Genomic DNA, 16,097 nt, shown 5'->3' with positions numbered 1-16,097 from the left:
TGATAGAGCTAACACTCAAAGTGGAATGTGGTGCAGTTCGCAGCGGGGTTCGGGTTGCTGCGGGGCCTGCACGCGATTCTGGAGCGCCGTGACCCGGTGTTCGGACTGCAAAGGGGCACACCAAATGCATATGACAACCCCCATCGCTCGATTGGACGTAGAGCAGGCCGAAGCGCGAATCGCCTGGGTAGCCCAGGCCCGATGCAAGGAAGTAGATCCCGATCAGCTGTTCGTCCGCGGTGCGGCGCAGCGCAAAGCCGCGACCATCTGCCGGCACTGCCCGGTGTTGATGCAGTGTGGTGCCGACGCACTCGACAATCGGGTCGAATTCGGTGTGTGGGGCGGCATGACCGAACGGCAGCGCCGTGCGCTGCTGAAACAGCACCCGGAGGTGACGTCCTGGGCCGACTTCTTCCAGGCCCAGCGGCAGCATCAGATTGCGATGTAGCGCCGAAAAGTTCGAAACCGAGCCCGCGTTGCGGGCTCGGTTTCGTTTTGTCCCATAGCTATTCGATCTGGACCGGCTGGACTCCGGTCAGCTGATCGCCCACCGCGCGTAGCGCTTTCAGATCGGATACCTCGAAGGGCAGTGCCGTCACCGCGGCGATCGGCACCCGCGGGTGCGCGCCGGTGAACCGGTGCAGCAGATGCTGTTCGCGCTTGGCGGTCTCCACCCGCTGCGCGTGGATGCGCAGCGCGGCCGCGGTCAGCGGATCGGACTCGGCCAGCTGGTCGGCCGCGGTCAGCGCGTGATCGGCGGGCAAGGTGCTCAGCGCCGGATGGGTGCGATTGAGCACCAGACCGGCCAGCGGCATGCGTTCGGTGGATAGCCGGTCGACGAAGAACGACGCTTCCCGCAGCGCGTCGGGTTCGGCCGCCGCGACCACCAGGAAGTGCGTGCCCGGCTTGGACAGCATCGCGTAGGTGCGATCGGCCCGGTCCTGGAAACCGCCGAACAGCGACTCCAGCGACTGTAGGAAATTCGACGCGTCCTTGAGCATCTGGCCGCCGACAATGGTCGACACCCCGCGCATGGCCAGGCTCATCGCGCCGGTCACGAACCGGCCGACACCGCGGCCCGGTGCCATGATCAGCCGGATCATCTTGCCGTTGAGGAAGTTTCCGAGCCGCTTGGGCGCGTCCAGGAAATCCAGCGCGTTGCGCGAGGGGGGCGTGTCGACCACGATCAGATCCCACTCGCGGCGCCCGGCCAGCTGGCCGAGCTTCTCCATCGCCATGTACTCCTGCGTGCCGCCGAACGACGAGGCCACCGTCTGATAGATCGGGTTGGCGAAGATCTGCTCCGCCTTCTCCGGGCTGGTGTGCTCGAGCACCATGTCATCGAAGGTGCGGCGCATGTTCAGCATCATGGCGTGCAGCTCGCCCTCCGCGTCCGGGCCCAACTCCACCCGCTGCGGCGCGTTGTCCAGATCGGCGACGCCCAGTGACTGGGCCAGCCGGCGCGCCGGATCGATGGTCAGCACGACCACCTTGCGCCCCAGCTCGGCGGCGCGCAGCGCGATGGCCGCGGCGGTGGTGGTCTTGCCGACCCCGCCGGAACCACAGCACACCACCACGCGGGCGGAGCGGTCGGCGATGATCCCCGAGATGTCCAGCGACGGCACCGAATCGTTCATTTCACGCCCTGCTTGCTCAGATGTTCGGCCAGCTCGTACAGGCCGCCGAGGTCCATGCCGTCCGCCAAGGCGGGCAGGTACAGCTGCGGCACATCGACCTGACGGAGTTCGCGCGCGCTCGCATCCTGCGCCACCAGCGTCGCCGCGTGCTCCACCGTCTCGGTGATCAGGCCCTCGAAGTCGCTGTCGGTGAGCGAGATTCCGGCCGTGTCCAGGCCGGCGGCGATCGCGTCGCGGTCGATCTCGCCGACCGCGGCGCGATCGCGCACCGCGGCGGGCAGCTGCCCCTCGGTGGCCCGGTTCACGATCACCGTGCCGATCCGCAGATCGTTGGCGGTGAGTTCGGCGACCGCGTCGGCGGTCTCCTGCACCGGCAGCGCCTCGAGCAGGGTGACCAGATGGATCATGGTCTGATCCGAGTGCAGCAGCTTGGATACGCCCTCGGCCTGCGCCGCGATCGGGCCGCCCTTGGCGATCTCCTTCATGGCCTGGGTGACGTCGAGGAAGCTGGCGATCCGGCCGGTCGGCGGTGCGTCCACCACGATGTCGTCGTAGACCCGCTTGCCCGCCTTGTCCACCCGGACGACGCACTCCTTGATCTTGCCGGTCACGATGACGTCGCGCAGGCCGGGCGCGATGGTGGTGACGAACTCGATCGCGCCCATCCGGCGCATGGCCCGGCCCGCGAAGCCGAGGTTGTAGAACATGTCGAGGTATTCCAGGAATGCGTGCTCGATATCGAGCGCGAGCGCGATCACCTCACCGCCGCCGTCGGCGGTGGCGATCCGGGTCTCGGTGGGCGGCAGCGGCGGCAGATCGAACAGCTGCGCGATGGACTGGCGACTCTCCACCTCGACCAGCAGCACCCGGCGGCCCCCGGCGGCCAGCGCGAGCGCGAGCGCGCCTGCGACCGTGGATTTTCCGGTGCCGCCCTTACCGGATACATAGTGCAGGCGTGCCTTCTCGGCGCGCTCCGGCCACCCGGTCGCCGGACCCGGCTCCGCGGCGCTGCGATCGCCCGCTCCGTCATTGGAGGCCGAAATGGGCACTGCTGTTGGTACTCCCACGCTCGCGAGCCTATAACTCGTTTTCTCCCCGCGCCCCGGGGATCCGGTTCCAGCGCGCCGTTTCGGCAGTTCTGTATCAGACAGTGAGACGTAGGTAACCGAACCGGTCCGATTCGTATGAGGGGCCGCCCCATAGACTCACCTCATGAGTGACTTGACCGTGTGGGAGTACGCCACCGTTCCGCTTTTGACGCACGCGACCAAGCAGATCCTCGACCAGTGGGGAGCCGACGGCTGGGAACTGGTCTCGGTGCTGCCCGGCCCGACCGGTGAGCAGCACGTCGCCTACCTCAAGCGCCCGAAGCAGTAACCGATGACCGCCCCCGCCACGCCGAATTCACCTACCCCGTCGGCTACGCCTCCCGCCATCCCCCAGTGGCAAGCCAATCTGGACAAGCTCGGTCTGACATTGCCCGAGGTCGCGGCCCCCGTCGCGGCCTACATTCCGGCGGTGCGGAGCGGTTCGCTGGTCTACACCTCCGGCCAGATTCCGTTCGTCAAGGGTGAACTGCCCTGGATCGGCAAGGCAGGCGCGGACATCTCGCTGGACGAGGCCGCCAAGGCCGCCGAGGCCTGCGCCCTGAACGCGCTCGCCGCCATCCACGCCCTGGTCGGGCTGGACAATGTGGTGCGGATCGTGAAGGTCACCGGATTCGTCGCATCCGCACCGGGCTTCACCGACCAGCCGCTGGTCATCAACGGCGCCTCGGAGTTCCTGGGCGAGGTCTTCGGCCCGGCCGGCGTGCACGCGCGCGCCGCCGTCGGCGTCGCCGAACTCCCCAGGGGCGTCCCGGTCGAGGTCGAGGTCATCGCCGAGGTGCGGTGACATGGCGGCGCGGGCGCAGTGTTGCTGGCGGCGCGGGCGCCGCGGGTTTGCGGCCCTGTGTGTCTCGCATCCGAGCGGTCGAGACTCGCGCTGCGCGCATCGCTTCGACCGCTCGGATGCGAGACGGCCGCAAACGGTCGGTCGTAAGACTCCCTCCGGACGGGGTGCGTGTGGAGGGAAGGCGGTCTAGCGTCGAATGCGTTGGGACGCAGGAAACTTAGGATTGCGATGACGCTGAAACATCCCGCGTACGGGCAGTTGCGGCAGGTCACGCCGACTGCCGCGGTATTGCTCGCGGAGAATCCGGGCCAGATGACGCTCGAGGGGACCAATACCTGGATCCTGCGGGCGCCGGATTGTCCGGAGTACGTGGTGGTGGATCCGGGGCCGAAGGACAAGGCGCACAGCGCCGCGATCGCGGCGTGCACCGGCGGGCGGATTGCGCTGACGCTCATCACGCACCGGCATCACGACCACACCGGCGGGATCGACAAGTTGGTGAAACTGACCGGGACGCCGGTGCGCGCCGTCGACCCGGAGTTCCTGCGCGGCTCGGACACCCCGCTGTCCGACGGCGAGGTGATCGAAGCGGCGGGGCTGCGCATCGAGGTGTTGGCAACGCCCGGGCACACCGGTGATTCGGTGAGTTTCGTGCTCGACGACGCGGTGCTCACCGGCGACACTATTCTCGGCAGCGGCACCACCGTGCTCGACTCCACCGACGGCACCCTCGCCGACTATCTGGCGTCGATGGACCGGCTGCTCGCGGCCGGCTCGGGCAAGGCGCTGCTGCCCGCGCACGGCCCGGACCATCCGGATCTGGAACCGGTCGCGCGCTACTACATCAAGCACCGCTTGGAACGCCTCGATCAGGTCCGCGCGGCACTGCGCGAACTCGGGCCGGACGCGGGAGCGATGGCGGTGGTCCGCAAGGTCTACGCCGATGTGGACAAGCGGCTGTGGCTCGCGGCCCGCAGTTCGGTGCAGGCCCAGCTGGAATACCTGCGCACCCACTCTTAGGGGACACCGAAGCCCGCCGGTCCGTGTGACGAATCGGCGGGCTTCTCGGTATGGAATTCGCGGGCGGGCCTCAGCGCGCGCGGCGCGCCAGCCGCTCGGAGTCGGAGATCAGCACGCTCTTGCCCTCGAGCCGCAGCCAGCCGCGGTGCGCGAAGTCGGCCAGGGCCTTGTTCACGGTCTCGCGGGAGGCGCCGACCAGCTGGGCGATCTCTTCCTGGGTCAGGTCGTGGGTGACCCGCAGCGCGCCCGCCTCCTGGGTGCCGAAGCGCTGCGCCAGCTGGAGCAGCGCCTTGGCGACCCGGCCGGGGACGTCGGTGAAGATGAGGTCGGCCAGGTTGTTGTTGGTGCGGCGCAAACGCCGGGCAAGCACGCGGAGCAGCTGCTCGGCGATCTCCGGGCGCTGGTCGATCCAGGCCTTGAGCGCTTCCCGGTCCATGGTGACGGCGCGGACCTCGGTCACCGTGGTGGCGGTGGAGGTACGCGGGCCCGGGTCGAAGATGGAGAGCTCGCCGAACATGTCGGACGGGCCCATGATGGTCAGCAGGTTCTCCCGGCCGTCGGGGGAGCGGCGGCCGATCTTCACCTTGCCGGACGTGATGATGTACAGCCGATCGCCGGGCTCACCCTCATTGAAGATGACATGGCCGCGTGGGAAATCCACGGGCTGCAGCTGTTTGGCGAGCGCGGCCACCGCGGTGGGCTCAACGCCTTGGAAGATGCCTGCTCTGGCGAGGGCCTCGTCCACGAATGTGCTCCTTATGGGATATGGCTCTGTCCTGGACCGATGCGATCGGCCAACAGCGCAGTCTACGCGGCTTTACTGAACGGTAGTGACAGACACCACGTAAAGAGTGCATTGCGTTGGGCACTGCCCTGCGGTTAGTAGGACACCCCGGCCTCAGCTGGCGCGGGCGACGTCCAATTCTTCACTGCGGGTCCGGCGCTTGCGCATCCGGGCTACCGCGGCGGGCAGGCCGAGCTTGGTCAGCTCGGTGACCTCGGCGTTGCTTGCCTTGTCCAGGTACTGCTGAACCTCCGGGTCGGGTTCCAGAAGTTTGCGGAGCCGATTCTCGACCCGCTCCATCACCAGGGCGAACAGCATCAACGCCACTGGGAAGAGCACCACAGCGAGTCCTTGCATACCGGGAAGTAAACACGGTCGAGGTCTCAGATGGAACACGGGGAGAGAACTGAGCGGGCACCGTCACACGGCGAGTCCGTATGGTGGACGGGTGCGTGTCACCCCCTCTGCAACCGCCGTCAGCGGGTCGTCGCCGGATGCCGGGGCGGCCGTCGCACAGCCCGCCGCTCCCGCCGCGCCGAAGCGCAAAACCAGGTCCCGACAAGCGGAAACCCGGTTGGGTCTGGTGCGCCGGGCCCGTCGGATGAACCGGGTCCTGGCGGCGGCCTTCCCGGATGCGCACTGCGAGCTGGACTTCACCACGCCACTCGAATTGGCGGTGGCGACAATACTTTCCGCGCAGTGCACCGATGAGCGGGTGAATCTGACCACTCCGGCGCTGTTCGCGAAGTACCCCGATGCCCGCGCCTACGCCGCGGCGAACCGTGCGGAGCTGGAGGAATACATCCGGCCGACGGGGTTCTTCCGCAACAAGACCAGTTCCCTGATCGGGCTCGGGCAGGCCCTGCTGGAACACCATGAGGGTGAGTTACCTCACACTCTCGAGGAGCTGGTGAAGTTGCCCGGCATTGGCCGCAAGACCGCCAATGTCATTCTCGGTAACGCGTTCGGTGTCCCGGGCATCACCGTCGACACGCATTTCGGCCGGCTGGTGCGCCGCTGGGGCTGGACCGCCGAGGAGGACCCGGTCAAGGTCGAGCACATCGTCGGCGCGCTGATCGAGCGCAAGGACTGGACGATGCTCTCGCACCGGGTCATCTTTCACGGCCGGCGGGTCTGCCATGCGCGCAAACCGGCATGCGGTGTCTGTGTGCTGGCCGCCGACTGCCCGTCCTTCGGGGCCGGGCCGACCGAACCCGAGGCCGCGGCCAAGCTGGTGAAGGGGCCCGAGCGCGAGCATCTGCTCCGGATGGCCGGCCTGTGAAACAGCTTCCGGTCGCGCTGCGCTGGGCGCTGGTGGGACTGATCGCCGTGCTGGCGCTGGCCGTCGCGCTCTGGCCGCGCGACGAGGACGGCGAGGCCGAGCCGCAACGCCGGGTCCAGCAGACCAGCCAGGTCTCGGAGGAACTGCGCGCCGCCGCCGGGCTGACGCCCTGCCCGCGCCCCGCCCCCGGGGCCGTCGCTGGCGGCCCGCTGGCCGGGCTCACCGTCAGCTGCCTGGCCGACGGCGCGCCCCTCGAGCTGGCCGCCGCGCTCGCGGGCAAACCGGCGCTGCTCAACCTGTGGGCCTACTGGTGTGGTCCGTGCCGCGAGGAACTGCCCGACCTGCAGCGCTACGCCGAGCGCGCCGGCTCCGCGCTCACCGTGCTGACCGTGCACAGCGATCCCCAGACCGCCGCGGCGCTGACCATGCTGACCGAGCTGCACGTCACCCTGCCGGGTGTGCTCGATCCGGACGCGAAACTGCGCACCACGGTGGGCGCCCCGGCGGTGCTGCCGGTCTCGGTGCTGCTGCGCGCCGACGGATCCGTCGCCGAGGTGGTGGTGCGCCGGTTCACCGATGTCGAGGACATCGCCGACACGGTCGCCGCGCGGCTCGGAGTCCGGGCATGACCATGCCGCGGCGCGATGACGACCGCCCGATCCCTGCGGACGACGGTGCGATCATGAGAAGGTCTAGAGCGCAAGGTATCTCGCAGCAACCGCTGCGGAGGCGAATTTCGGTGGCGGAGGTTGGAGTGAGCACGAGATCGGGCAGCGGCCGATGAACCTCGAGCCGCAGCAGGCCCCGCCCTGGCTACGCCCGGCGGTCGAGTCGGCGGCCGCCGACGCCACCGACACCCTCGACACCATGTCCGTGGCGCGGGCCATGCGCCGGGCGATGGCCGTGGTCAAAGAGCCGCGGCAGGCGGCGGTGCTGGTGCTGTTCAGCGGTGACGCCACCGGCCCGGTCCGGCCCGACGACGCCGATGTCCTGCTCACCCAGCGGGCCTCGACCATGCGCCAGCATCGCGGCCAGGTCGCCTTTCCCGGCGGCGCGGTCGATCCCGGTGATCAGGGCCCGGTCGATACCGCGCTGCGCGAGGCCTGTGAAGAAACCGGTGTGCGCCGCGAGGACGTGACTCCGCTGGCCGTGATGCCCACGCTGTTCGTGCCGCCCTCGCGTTTCGACGTGACGCCCGTGCTGGCCTACTGGCACAACCCGGCCGAGGTCCGCGTGGTGAACACCGGCGAGACCGAGCGCGTGGTGCGGGTTCCGCTGTCGGAACTGCTGGATCCGGCGAATCGGTTCATGGTGCGCCGCACCGGCTATCAGAGCCCCGCCTTCCAGGTCGACGGGATGCTGGTGTGGGGCCTGACCGGCGGCATCCTGAACGGGATCTTCAAAAATGCCGGGTGGGAACTGGATTGGGACCACAATGACGTGCGTGACCTCGAAGAAGCGCTGGCCGCTGTGGGGATGACCTTATGACGTCCTCGGTGTGGCTCGACATCGCCGTCGTGTTGCTCGCGTTGCTCGCCGCCTCCTCGGGCTGGCGGCAGGGCGCGGTGGCCTCGGCCCTGGCGTTCCTGGGCGTGGTGCTCGGCGCGGTCGCCGGCATCCTGATCGCCCCGCACATCCTCAAGCATGTGGACGAGGGCCGCACCCGGGTACTCACCGGTGTGCTGCTGATCGTGTTACTGGTGATCGTGGGCGAGGTGGCCGGCATGGTGCTCGGCCGCGCGGCCCGCGGCGGGATGCGGCATCCGTTCACCCGCAGTGTGGACAGCGTGACCGGTGCGGTGTTGCAGGCGGTGGCGGTGCTGGTCACCGCGTGGCTGCTGGCGCTGCCGCTGGCCACGTCGTCTCAGCCCGCGATCGCCACCGCCATCAACGGCTCCCGGGTGCTGGCCGATGTCAACCAGGTCGCGCCGAACTGGCTGCGCAAGGTGCCCAACGAATTCTCCAAGCTGCTCAACACCTCCGGGCTGCCGGATGTCATCGGGCCGTTCGGCCGCGCGCCCACCGCGCCGGTCGCCGCGCCCGACCCGAGTGTGCTGGCCAGCCCGGTCGCCGCCCAGCTGCAACAGAGCGTGCTGCGTATCCGCGGCGTCGCACCCAGTTGCCAGCGCGCCCTGGAGGGTTCGGGTTTCGTGATCGCGCACGAGCGTGTGATCACCAACGCCCACGTCGTCGCGGGCACCACCAGTGTCGCGGTGGACACCGCGAGTGGTCCGCTGGACGCGACCGTCGTGCTGTTCGATCCGTCGCGCGATGTCGCGGTGCTGAAGGTGCCCGGGCTGACCGCGCCGCTGGTCGATCGCGCGCCCGAACCGGCGCGGTCCGGGGACAGCGCGATCGTGCTCGGCTATCCGGGCGGCGGCAAATACACCGCCAGCGCGGCCCGTATCCGCGAGACCTTGGATCTGACCGGTCCGACGATCTACCGCAACGGCACCGTCGAGCGCGAGGTGTACACGGTGCGCGGTCTGGTGCGGGCGGGCAATTCCGGTGGGCCGCTGGTCGATACCGAAGGAAAGGTGCTCGGCATCGTCTTCGGCGCGGCCGTCACCGACGAGGACACCGGATATGTGCTGACCCTCGCGGAGATCCAGGCCGACATCGTGGCCGCGGATGCCGCCAATACTCCGATCAACACCGGAGCCTGCGTGCTGAGCTGAGCTCAGGACAGGAACTTGGCGAGCTCGGAGGTCACGGCCTCCGGGTTCTCCTGGTGGGCGAAGTGGGCGGCGCCGGAGATGGTGACCGGCCGGGCTCCCGGCGCCCACTGCTGACCGCGCTGGAAGGTGCGCGGCAGGATGTAGGTGTCGAGTTCGCCGCGCAGGGCCAGCACCGGGATATCGATCGGCACCCGCATGGTCGCCATGAAGCGGCGGCCGTCCGGGCGCCACTGGCTGCGGAAGGCCCAGCGCTGATATTCCAGGGCGCAGTGCGCAGCGCCCGGAATCTGGATGGCCGAGCGCATGCGCCGCGCGGTGTCGACGAATTCGGTGGTGCCCGAGAAGTTTCCGCCGACTCGCTGCCGCAGCAGCCGCTCCACCTCGAATCCGTCCGAGGTGGTGAGCAGGTGCTCCGGATAGCGGGGGAGCTGGTAGCGCAGGAAGTTCGGCAGCCAGGCCCGGCGTTGGGCGCCGTCGCGCAGCACCGCCCGCTTGAGCGCAGCCGGATGCGGCGAGCTGACCACGGCGATGGCGCGCACCAGCCGGGGATGCAGGACGGCGGTGGTCCAGCAGACCAGTCCGCCGTCGGCGTGCCCGATCAGGGTCGCGTCGGTGTGGCCGAGCGCGCGGATCAGTCCGGCGACATCGCCGGCCAGGGTCCAGCCGTCGTAGCCGCGCGGCGGTTTGTCGGTGTCGCCGTAGCCGCGCAGATCCACCGCGACCACTCGGAAGCCGCGTTCGGCCAGCCCGGTCAGCTGATACCGCCACGACCACCAGAAGTCGGCGAAACCGTGCAGCAGCACCACCAGTGGCGCGTCGACCCGGTCCGCGGTGGCCGCGGCTTCGACGACGTGGAAGCGAATGCCGTTGGCATGCACGTCCCGATGCGTCCACGGCCCGTCGTAGCGGACGCTGGACGGGTCCGGAAAGTTGATCGACACGCCCAGGGAGTTTAGCCGCGGATTTCGCGGGCGTCGGAGCCGAATCCGCTGGGCAGCACTGTCTTGGCCTGCTTGAGCGAATCGATGGTCTTCTCCGGCGCGCGCAGCTTCTTCACGCGCAGCCAGCCGAGCAGCGCCAGCACTACCGTGGCGACGATCATCAGCGCGAACACGATCAGGAACGCCGCCCAGCGCTCCAGCCACACATCCAGCAGTTCGCCGAGGAAGAAGAAAAAGAAGAAGCTGCTGAACAGCAGCACGGTCAGCGCCAGGATGAAGAAGACGCTGCCCTGCAGGCCCTTCTTGATCTCGCCGGTCACCTCGGCCTTGGCCAGGGCGACCTCGGCGCGCACCAGCGTCGACATCTGTTCGGTGGCGTCGCGGACCAGGGTGCCGAAGCTCGCCGATCCGGGCGGATTGGCGTCGGTCAGGGGGATGGAAGACACCGTGCCGTCGCGCGAACCGTCGTTCCCGTTGCCCTGTGCGAAACTCACTTCGTCGACCCTTCTTCCATGTCCCGGTCCAGCCTGGGTTGTCTGCCTCGAGCGTCGCGCCGCGCTTGATGGACGCGCCCACGCCGCAACAGTAGCGCCGAACCGGCCAGCGATGCCGCCATGGAGGTGATCAACACCGCGGCCTTCGCCAATTCGACCGAGCTGCCTTCCAGCGCGAGTTCTGCCACAAGCAGGCTAACGGTGAATCCGATCGCGCCCAGCACCGACAGGGCGAACATGTCGCGGTACTCCAGATCCGCCGGCCGTTTGGCGATGCCCAACCGGATTGCCGCCCAGCTGATTCCGAAGATGCCGAGGGTTTTGCCGACCAGCAGGCCGAGGATCACCGCCAGCGCGAGCCGGTCGGTGAACAGCTGACCGAGCACCGCGCCGTTGAGCGGAACCCCGGAGGCGAACAGCGCGAACAGCGGGACGCACAGCCCGGCCGAGATCGGCTGCACCAGGTGTTCGAGCCGGGTGGCGGGCGCCTCGTCCTCGTCGGGGTCGGGGCGCACGCGGGTGAGCAGGCCCAGGGCGACGCCGGCCAGCGTCGGATGAATTCCGGCCTCGTGCAGGGCATACCAGCACACCAGCGCCAGCGGCAGATAGATCAGTGGAGTGCGGATGCGCCGCTGCTGCGCCAGCCACCAGGCCGCGGCGGCGGCCGCCGCGCCTAGCAGCCACAGGAACGAGATCGTGGTGGTGAACAGCACCGCGATCAGGAGGATGGCGAGCAGGTCGTCGACGACGGCCAGGCTGAGCAGGAAGACCCGCGCGCTGGTCGGTACCCGCGAGCCGGTCATGGCCAGCACGGCCAGCGCGAAAGCGATATCGGTGGCGACCGGGATGGCCCAGCCCTTGTCCATGCCGGGTGCGCCGAAGCCGACGGCCAGCGCGATCAGGGCGGGGGTGAGCACACCGCCGACGGCGGCGATGATCGGCAGCGCGGCACGACGCCGATCGGCGAGTTCACCGACCACGAGTTCGCGTTTGACCTCCAGGCCCGCGACGAAGAAGAAGATCGCCAGCAGGCCGTCCTTGGTCCAGTCGGCGACGGTGAGCTCGAGGTGCAGCGCCTTGATCGGCAGCACAGTCTCGGCAATCGTGGTGTAGCTGTGCCCCCAGGGGGAGTTGACCCAGAGCAGGGCGATCGCCGCGGCGATGAGAAGGATTGCGCCGCCGACGGTCTCGGTCCGCAGGTAGCGGGTCAGTTCCGAGCGGACTTGGCTGATCACGGGAAACCTTTCGGCAGGATGGGCGAAGCCACGAACTCGCCGCCCTGCCGTCTCGGCCGCGGGGCGCTCGTCCGCACGCCGACCAGACTTCCCGGCACACCTTACGCAATCCTAACGGATCGGGCCGGTGACCCGAACGGTCACCGGCCCGATAATGCACCCTGCTCAGGCCCGGCTGGCCCGGATCGCCTCGAACACGTTCGGATCCACCAGCGTGGAGGTGTCACCCAGTTCGCGGCCTTCGGCCACGTCGCGCAGCAGGCGGCGCATGATCTTGCCGCTGCGGGTCTTGGGCAGTTCCGGGACGACGTGGATCTCGCGCGGTCGCGCGATCGGGCTGATCTCGCGGGCGACCTCGGCCTTCAACTCGTCGACCAGTCCGGCGCCGGTATCGCGCGCCTCGGCGGTCAGGATGACGAAGGCGACGATGCCCTGCCCGGTGGTGTCGTCGCTGGCGCCGACCACGGCGGCTTCGGCGACGCCGGAGTGGCCGACCAGTGCCGATTCCACCTCGGCGGTGGAGATGCGGTGGCCGGAGACGTTCATGACGTCGTCTACGCGGCCGAGGACCCACAGGTCGCCGTCGGCGTCGAGTTTGGCGCCGTCACCGGCGAAGTACCAGCCCTGCTCCGCGTAGCGCTCCCAGTAGGTGGCCCGGTAGCGGTCCATATCGCCCCAGATGCCGCGCAGCATGGACGGCCACGGCTGATCCAGCACGAGGTAGCCGTTGGCCTCGGTCTCGCCGAGGCGCACGGGCTTGCCGTCCTCGTCGACAACCTTGGCCGAGATACCCGGCAGGGGAGTCATGGCGGCGCCCGGCTTGGCGGCGGTGACGCCGGGCAGCGGGGAGATCATGATGGCGCCGGTTTCGGTCTGCCACCAGGTGTCGACGATGGGGGTTCGGTTGCCGCCGATGACGTCTCGGTACCAGCGCCAGGCTTCGGGGTTGATCGGTTCGCCGACCGAGCCGAGCAGGCGCAGGGAGGACAGGTCGTGGGCGGCGGGAATCTCCCTGCCCCACTTCATGAAGGTGCGGACCAGGGTGGGGGCGGTGTAGTAGATGCTGACGCCGTACTTCTCGACGATGTTCCAGTGCCGGTGCTCGTCGGGGAAGTTGGGCGTGCCCTCGTAGACCACCTGGGTGGTCCGGTTGGACAGCGGTCCGTACACGATGTAGGTGTGCCCGGTGACCCAGCCGATATCGGCGGTGCACCAGTAGACGTCGTGTCCCGCTTTGTGATCGAACACGTTGTGGTGGGTGTACGACGCTTGGGTCAGGTACCCACCTGTGGTGTGCAGGATGCCCTTCGGCTTTCCGGTGGTGCCGGAGGTGTAGAGGATAAACAGCGGATGCTCGGCATCGAAGGGCTGCGCCTCGTGTTCCGGGGATGCCTGACCGACCGTCTCGTGCCACCACAGGTCGCGTCCCTCGGTCCACGGCACCTCGATCTCGGTGCGACGCACCACCAGCACATGCTCCACGCTATGGGGCACATCGCCGTTCGCGTAGAGCGCCTCGTCGACGGCTTCCTTCAACGGCGCCGGCTTACCCCGCCGCCACTGCCCGTCGGTGGTGATGATGAGCCGTGCCTCGGCATCGTCCACGCGCTGGCGCAGCGCGGTGGGGGAGAAGCCCGCGAAGACCACCGAGTGGGTGAGCCCCAGTCGGGCACAGGCCAGCATCGCGATGATCGCCTCGGGCACCATCGGCATGTAGATGGCTACGCGATCCCCGGCGACCAGTCCGAGTTCGGTGAAATAGTTTGCGGCCCTGGAGACTTCGGCCAGCAAATCGTTGTAGGTGAGGTCGCGGGAATCGCCCGGCTCGCCCTCCCAGTGGATGGCCACCTGGCCGCCATGCCCGGCGAGCACGTGCCGGTCCACGCAGTTGTAGGCGACGTTGAGTTTGCCGTCGACGAACCATTTCGCGACCGGCGCGTCCGACCAGTCCAGCACCTGCGACCAGCGTTCGTGCCAGTGCAGCCGGTCGGCCTGGGTGGACCAGAACTTGTCGCGGTCGGCCTCGGCCTGCCCGTAGAGGGCGGCATTCGCATTGGCCGTAGCGGCGAACTCCGGCGACGGGGGGTACGAATCCTGATGATCGGCAGTGGTTTCGGTCATCTCTTCTCTTCTTTCCACGTAACCTGAGCGCACGATTCGAGCGGCCAGCCTCGACAGTAGTCAACCGGGCCGCCCGCCGGGTCGAGTGTGTCCGCCAGGTTTCACACGATCACAGCTGGGAAAAATCGGTTGTGAGCCGAGCCGATCCGTTGAATAGTGCGAAGCCTCGCGTGGAGGCATAGTTACGGCGGATGGGTGGTATTTGCGCGATCTTTTCTGTTCACCCAGCAATCCACCGGATATGTAAATTGTGGGATGAACCTTGCTCGATCTCAGGACAGGACTGTCCAGGATGGTTAACCTCCGATGCATCCTGGGGGAACGGCCGGGATGCGTGCCGGATCGTGCGTGCCCACCGCTCCCCTCGCACCGAGATCGGGAGTTGCGTTGAGATTCAACAGAGCAATCGCGCTGACCGCGGCAGCACTGGTGGCCACAAGCCTCGGGCTGACCGCTTGTTCGTCGGACGACAGTGCCGACGCTGGCATCGTTACGGTCAACGCGGGTGAGCCGCAGAACCCCTTGGTGCCCACGAATACGAACGAGAACATGGGCGGCCGGGTGGTCGACCGGCTCTACGCCGGGCTGAAGTTCTACGACGCCGACGGCAAGGCGCACAACGAGCTGGCCGAGAAGATCGAGACCACCGATCGCAAGAACTACAAGATCACGATCAAGCCGGACTGGAAGTTCACCGACGGCACCGTGGTCAAGGCCAAGAACTTCGTCGACGCCTGGAACTACGGCGCCTTAGGCACCAACGCCCAGCTACAGAGTTACGTCTTCACCCCGATCGTCGGCTTCGACGAGGTCTCGGCGGACCCGCCCAAGGCCCAGACCATGAAGGGGCTGAAGGTCGTCGACGACCGCACCTTCACCGTCGAACTCACCCAGCCCTCCATCGATTTCGAGACCGAACTGGGCTACGCGCCGTTCTATCCGCTGCCCGATGTCGCGTTCAAGGACATGAAGGCCTTCGGTGAGGCGCCGGTCGGCAACGGCCCGTACAAGTTCAAGACCTGGGAACACAACGTCAAGATCGACCTCGACGTGAACCCGGACTACAAGGGCGGTCGCCCGGCCAAGAACAAGGGCCTGCGGTTCGTGCACTACCAGTCCTTCGACACCGCCTACGCCGATCTCCTCGGCGGCAACCTGGACGCGCTCGACACCATCCCGTCCAGCGCGCTGGCCACCTACAAGAACGACCTCGGCGACCGCGCGATCACCAAGCCGACCGCGCAGAACCAGCACATCGGCATCCAGACCTCCGTGCCGCACTTCGGCGGCGAGGAAGGCGTGCTGCGCCGCCGCGCCCTGTCCATGGCGATCAACCGGGAACAGATCTGCGACAAGATCTTCCACGGCACCCGCAAGCCCGCGCTGGACTACACCGCCAGCACCCTGCCCGGCTTCAACGGCAACCTGCCCGGCGTGGAAACCCTGAAGTACAACCCCGAGGAAGCCAAGAAGATCTGGGCCCAGGCCAACGCCATGTCCCCGTGGTCGGGCCAGTACCAGTTCTCCTACAACTCCGACGGCGGCCACCAGGAATGGGCCGAGGCCGTGATCAACAGCATCAAGAACACCCTCGGCATCGACGCCGTCGCCACCCCGTATCCGACGTTCAAGCAGATCCGCGACGAGGTCAACGCCAAGACCATCGGCAAGGCGTTCCGCTACGGCTGGCAGGGTGACTACCCGACCATGCTGCAGTTCCTCACCTCGCAGTACTACAGCCACTCCGAGACCAACAACGTCGACTACAACAACCCCCAGTTCGACAAGCTGCTCAACGACGCGCTCGCCGCGGCCACCGAGGAGCAGTCCTACAAGCTGGTCGGTGAGGCGCAGGCCCTGCTGATCAAGGACATGGCCGACATTCCGCTGTGGGATTACATCGCCGCCGCGGGCATCGGTGACAAGGTGAAGTCCGGCAAGCTGGCCTGGAACGGCCTGTTCGACTTCGAGAACATCGAGAAGTAGTCGACTCGCTGAAGCCGCACCGCCGT

Annotated in this window: 17 protein-coding genes; 9 read left to right on the top strand and 8 right to left on the bottom strand. The window is 67.9% G+C overall.

The genetic code is table 11. The features are described from left to right. The first annotated feature begins 124 nt into the window (after positions 1-124). A complete protein-coding gene (locus tag ACFVMC_RS04580; RefSeq protein ID WP_054816825.1) occupies positions 125-448 on the top strand; it encodes a WhiB family transcriptional regulator in 324 nt (107 codons plus the stop codon). 58 nt (positions 449-506) lie between these two features. On the opposite strand, the gene ACFVMC_RS04575 is transcribed toward ACFVMC_RS04580, so the two are convergent. Then, positions 507-1,637 carry an ArsA family ATPase gene (locus ACFVMC_RS04575; protein WP_379206814.1) on the bottom strand — a complete coding sequence of 377 codons (1,131 nt, stop codon included), beginning with the start codon at positions 1,635-1,637 and terminating at the stop codon, positions 507-509. Further along, on the bottom strand, positions 1,634-2,590 hold the full coding sequence (locus ACFVMC_RS04570; protein ID WP_379207826.1) for an ArsA-related P-loop ATPase: 957 nt from the start codon (positions 2,588-2,590) through the stop codon (positions 1,634-1,636). The genes ACFVMC_RS04575 and ACFVMC_RS04570 overlap by 4 nt, the downstream gene beginning before the upstream one ends. A 259-nt stretch (positions 2,591-2,849) precedes the next feature. Between ACFVMC_RS04570 and ACFVMC_RS04565 the strand changes: the two genes are divergently transcribed. The 3 genes from ACFVMC_RS04565 to ACFVMC_RS04555 all read left to right on the top strand — a co-directional run bounded on the left by ACFVMC_RS04565 (position 2,850) and on the right by ACFVMC_RS04555 (position 4,550). Beyond that, a complete protein-coding gene (locus ACFVMC_RS04565; RefSeq protein ID WP_194816913.1) occupies positions 2,850-3,014 on the top strand; it encodes a DUF4177 domain-containing protein in 165 nt (54 codons plus the stop codon). 3 nt (positions 3,015-3,017) lie between these two features. After that, positions 3,018-3,530, top strand: coding sequence for a RidA family protein (locus ACFVMC_RS04560; RefSeq protein WP_379206812.1), 513 nt, complete (start codon positions 3,018-3,020; stop codon positions 3,528-3,530). A gap of 228 nt (positions 3,531-3,758) precedes the next feature. After that, entirely contained in the window at positions 3,759-4,550 is a 792-nt protein-coding gene (locus ACFVMC_RS04555) for an MBL fold metallo-hydrolase (protein ID WP_379206810.1), read from the top strand. A 70-nt stretch (positions 4,551-4,620) separates the two neighbouring features. Here the strand turns inward: ACFVMC_RS04555 and ACFVMC_RS04550 are convergent, their stop codons facing one another. Then, a complete protein-coding gene (locus ACFVMC_RS04550) occupies positions 4,621-5,295 on the bottom strand; it encodes a Crp/Fnr family transcriptional regulator (protein WP_379206808.1) in 675 nt (224 codons plus the stop codon). Positions 5,296-5,448: 153 nt separating this feature from the next. Next, complete coding sequence (locus ACFVMC_RS04545; RefSeq protein ID WP_364988635.1) at positions 5,449-5,691, bottom strand: hypothetical protein; 243 nt, start codon at positions 5,689-5,691, stop codon at positions 5,449-5,451. A 217-nt stretch (positions 5,692-5,908) separates the two neighbouring features. Here ACFVMC_RS04545 and nth point away from each other — a divergent pair, with 217 nt between their 5' ends. The 4 genes from nth to ACFVMC_RS04525 all read left to right on the top strand — a co-directional run bounded on the left by nth (position 5,909) and on the right by ACFVMC_RS04525 (position 9,294). After that, entirely contained in the window at positions 5,909-6,616 is a 708-nt protein-coding gene (nth, locus tag ACFVMC_RS04540) for an endonuclease III (RefSeq protein ID WP_379207824.1), read from the top strand. Continuing rightward, positions 6,613-7,245: a TlpA family protein disulfide reductase gene (locus ACFVMC_RS04535; protein WP_379206806.1), complete on the top strand. Its 633-nt coding sequence runs from the start codon at positions 6,613-6,615 to the stop codon at positions 7,243-7,245. The genes nth and ACFVMC_RS04535 overlap by 4 nt, the downstream gene beginning before the upstream one ends. A gap of 151 nt (positions 7,246-7,396) precedes the next feature. Continuing rightward, a complete protein-coding gene (locus ACFVMC_RS04530; RefSeq protein WP_379206805.1) occupies positions 7,397-8,104 on the top strand; it encodes an NUDIX hydrolase in 708 nt (235 codons plus the stop codon). Next, on the top strand, positions 8,101-9,294 hold the full coding sequence (locus ACFVMC_RS04525) for a MarP family serine protease (protein WP_379206803.1): 1,194 nt from the start codon (positions 8,101-8,103) through the stop codon (positions 9,292-9,294). The genes ACFVMC_RS04530 and ACFVMC_RS04525 overlap by 4 nt, the downstream gene beginning before the upstream one ends. A gap of 2 nt (positions 9,295-9,296) precedes the next feature. On the opposite strand, the gene ACFVMC_RS04520 is transcribed toward ACFVMC_RS04525, so the two are convergent. From ACFVMC_RS04520 to acs, 4 genes are all read right to left on the bottom strand, one after another. Then, positions 9,297-10,229, bottom strand: coding sequence for an alpha/beta fold hydrolase (locus ACFVMC_RS04520; RefSeq protein ID WP_379207822.1), 933 nt, complete (start codon positions 10,227-10,229; stop codon positions 9,297-9,299). A 17-nt stretch (positions 10,230-10,246) separates the two neighbouring features. After that, on the bottom strand, positions 10,247-10,729 hold the full coding sequence (locus ACFVMC_RS04515; RefSeq protein WP_379206801.1) for a phage holin family protein: 483 nt from the start codon (positions 10,727-10,729) through the stop codon (positions 10,247-10,249). Further along, positions 10,726-11,964 (bottom strand): Na+/H+ antiporter NhaA, encoded by a 1,239-nt coding sequence (gene nhaA / locus ACFVMC_RS04510; RefSeq protein ID WP_379206799.1) that lies wholly within the window; start codon positions 11,962-11,964, stop codon positions 10,726-10,728. The genes ACFVMC_RS04515 and nhaA overlap by 4 nt, the downstream gene beginning before the upstream one ends. 165 nt (positions 11,965-12,129) lie before the next feature. Next, a complete protein-coding gene (gene acs, locus ACFVMC_RS04505) occupies positions 12,130-14,085 on the bottom strand; it encodes an acetate--CoA ligase (protein WP_379206798.1) in 1,956 nt (651 codons plus the stop codon). Between the two features lie 387 nt (positions 14,086-14,472). On the opposite strand from acs, the gene ACFVMC_RS04500 reads away from it, so the two are divergent. Continuing rightward, positions 14,473-16,071 carry an ABC transporter substrate-binding protein gene (locus ACFVMC_RS04500; RefSeq protein WP_379206796.1) on the top strand — a complete coding sequence of 533 codons (1,599 nt, stop codon included), beginning with the start codon at positions 14,473-14,475 and terminating at the stop codon, positions 16,069-16,071. The last annotated feature ends 26 nt before the right edge of the window (positions 16,072-16,097 follow it).

It is taken from the genome of Nocardia sp. NPDC127579, assembly GCF_042672005.1.
GTDB lineage: Bacteria > Actinomycetota > Actinomycetes > Mycobacteriales > Mycobacteriaceae > Nocardia.
The sequence above is the reverse complement of the archived record's forward strand: the minus strand, read 5'-3'. Positions and strand labels throughout refer to the sequence as shown.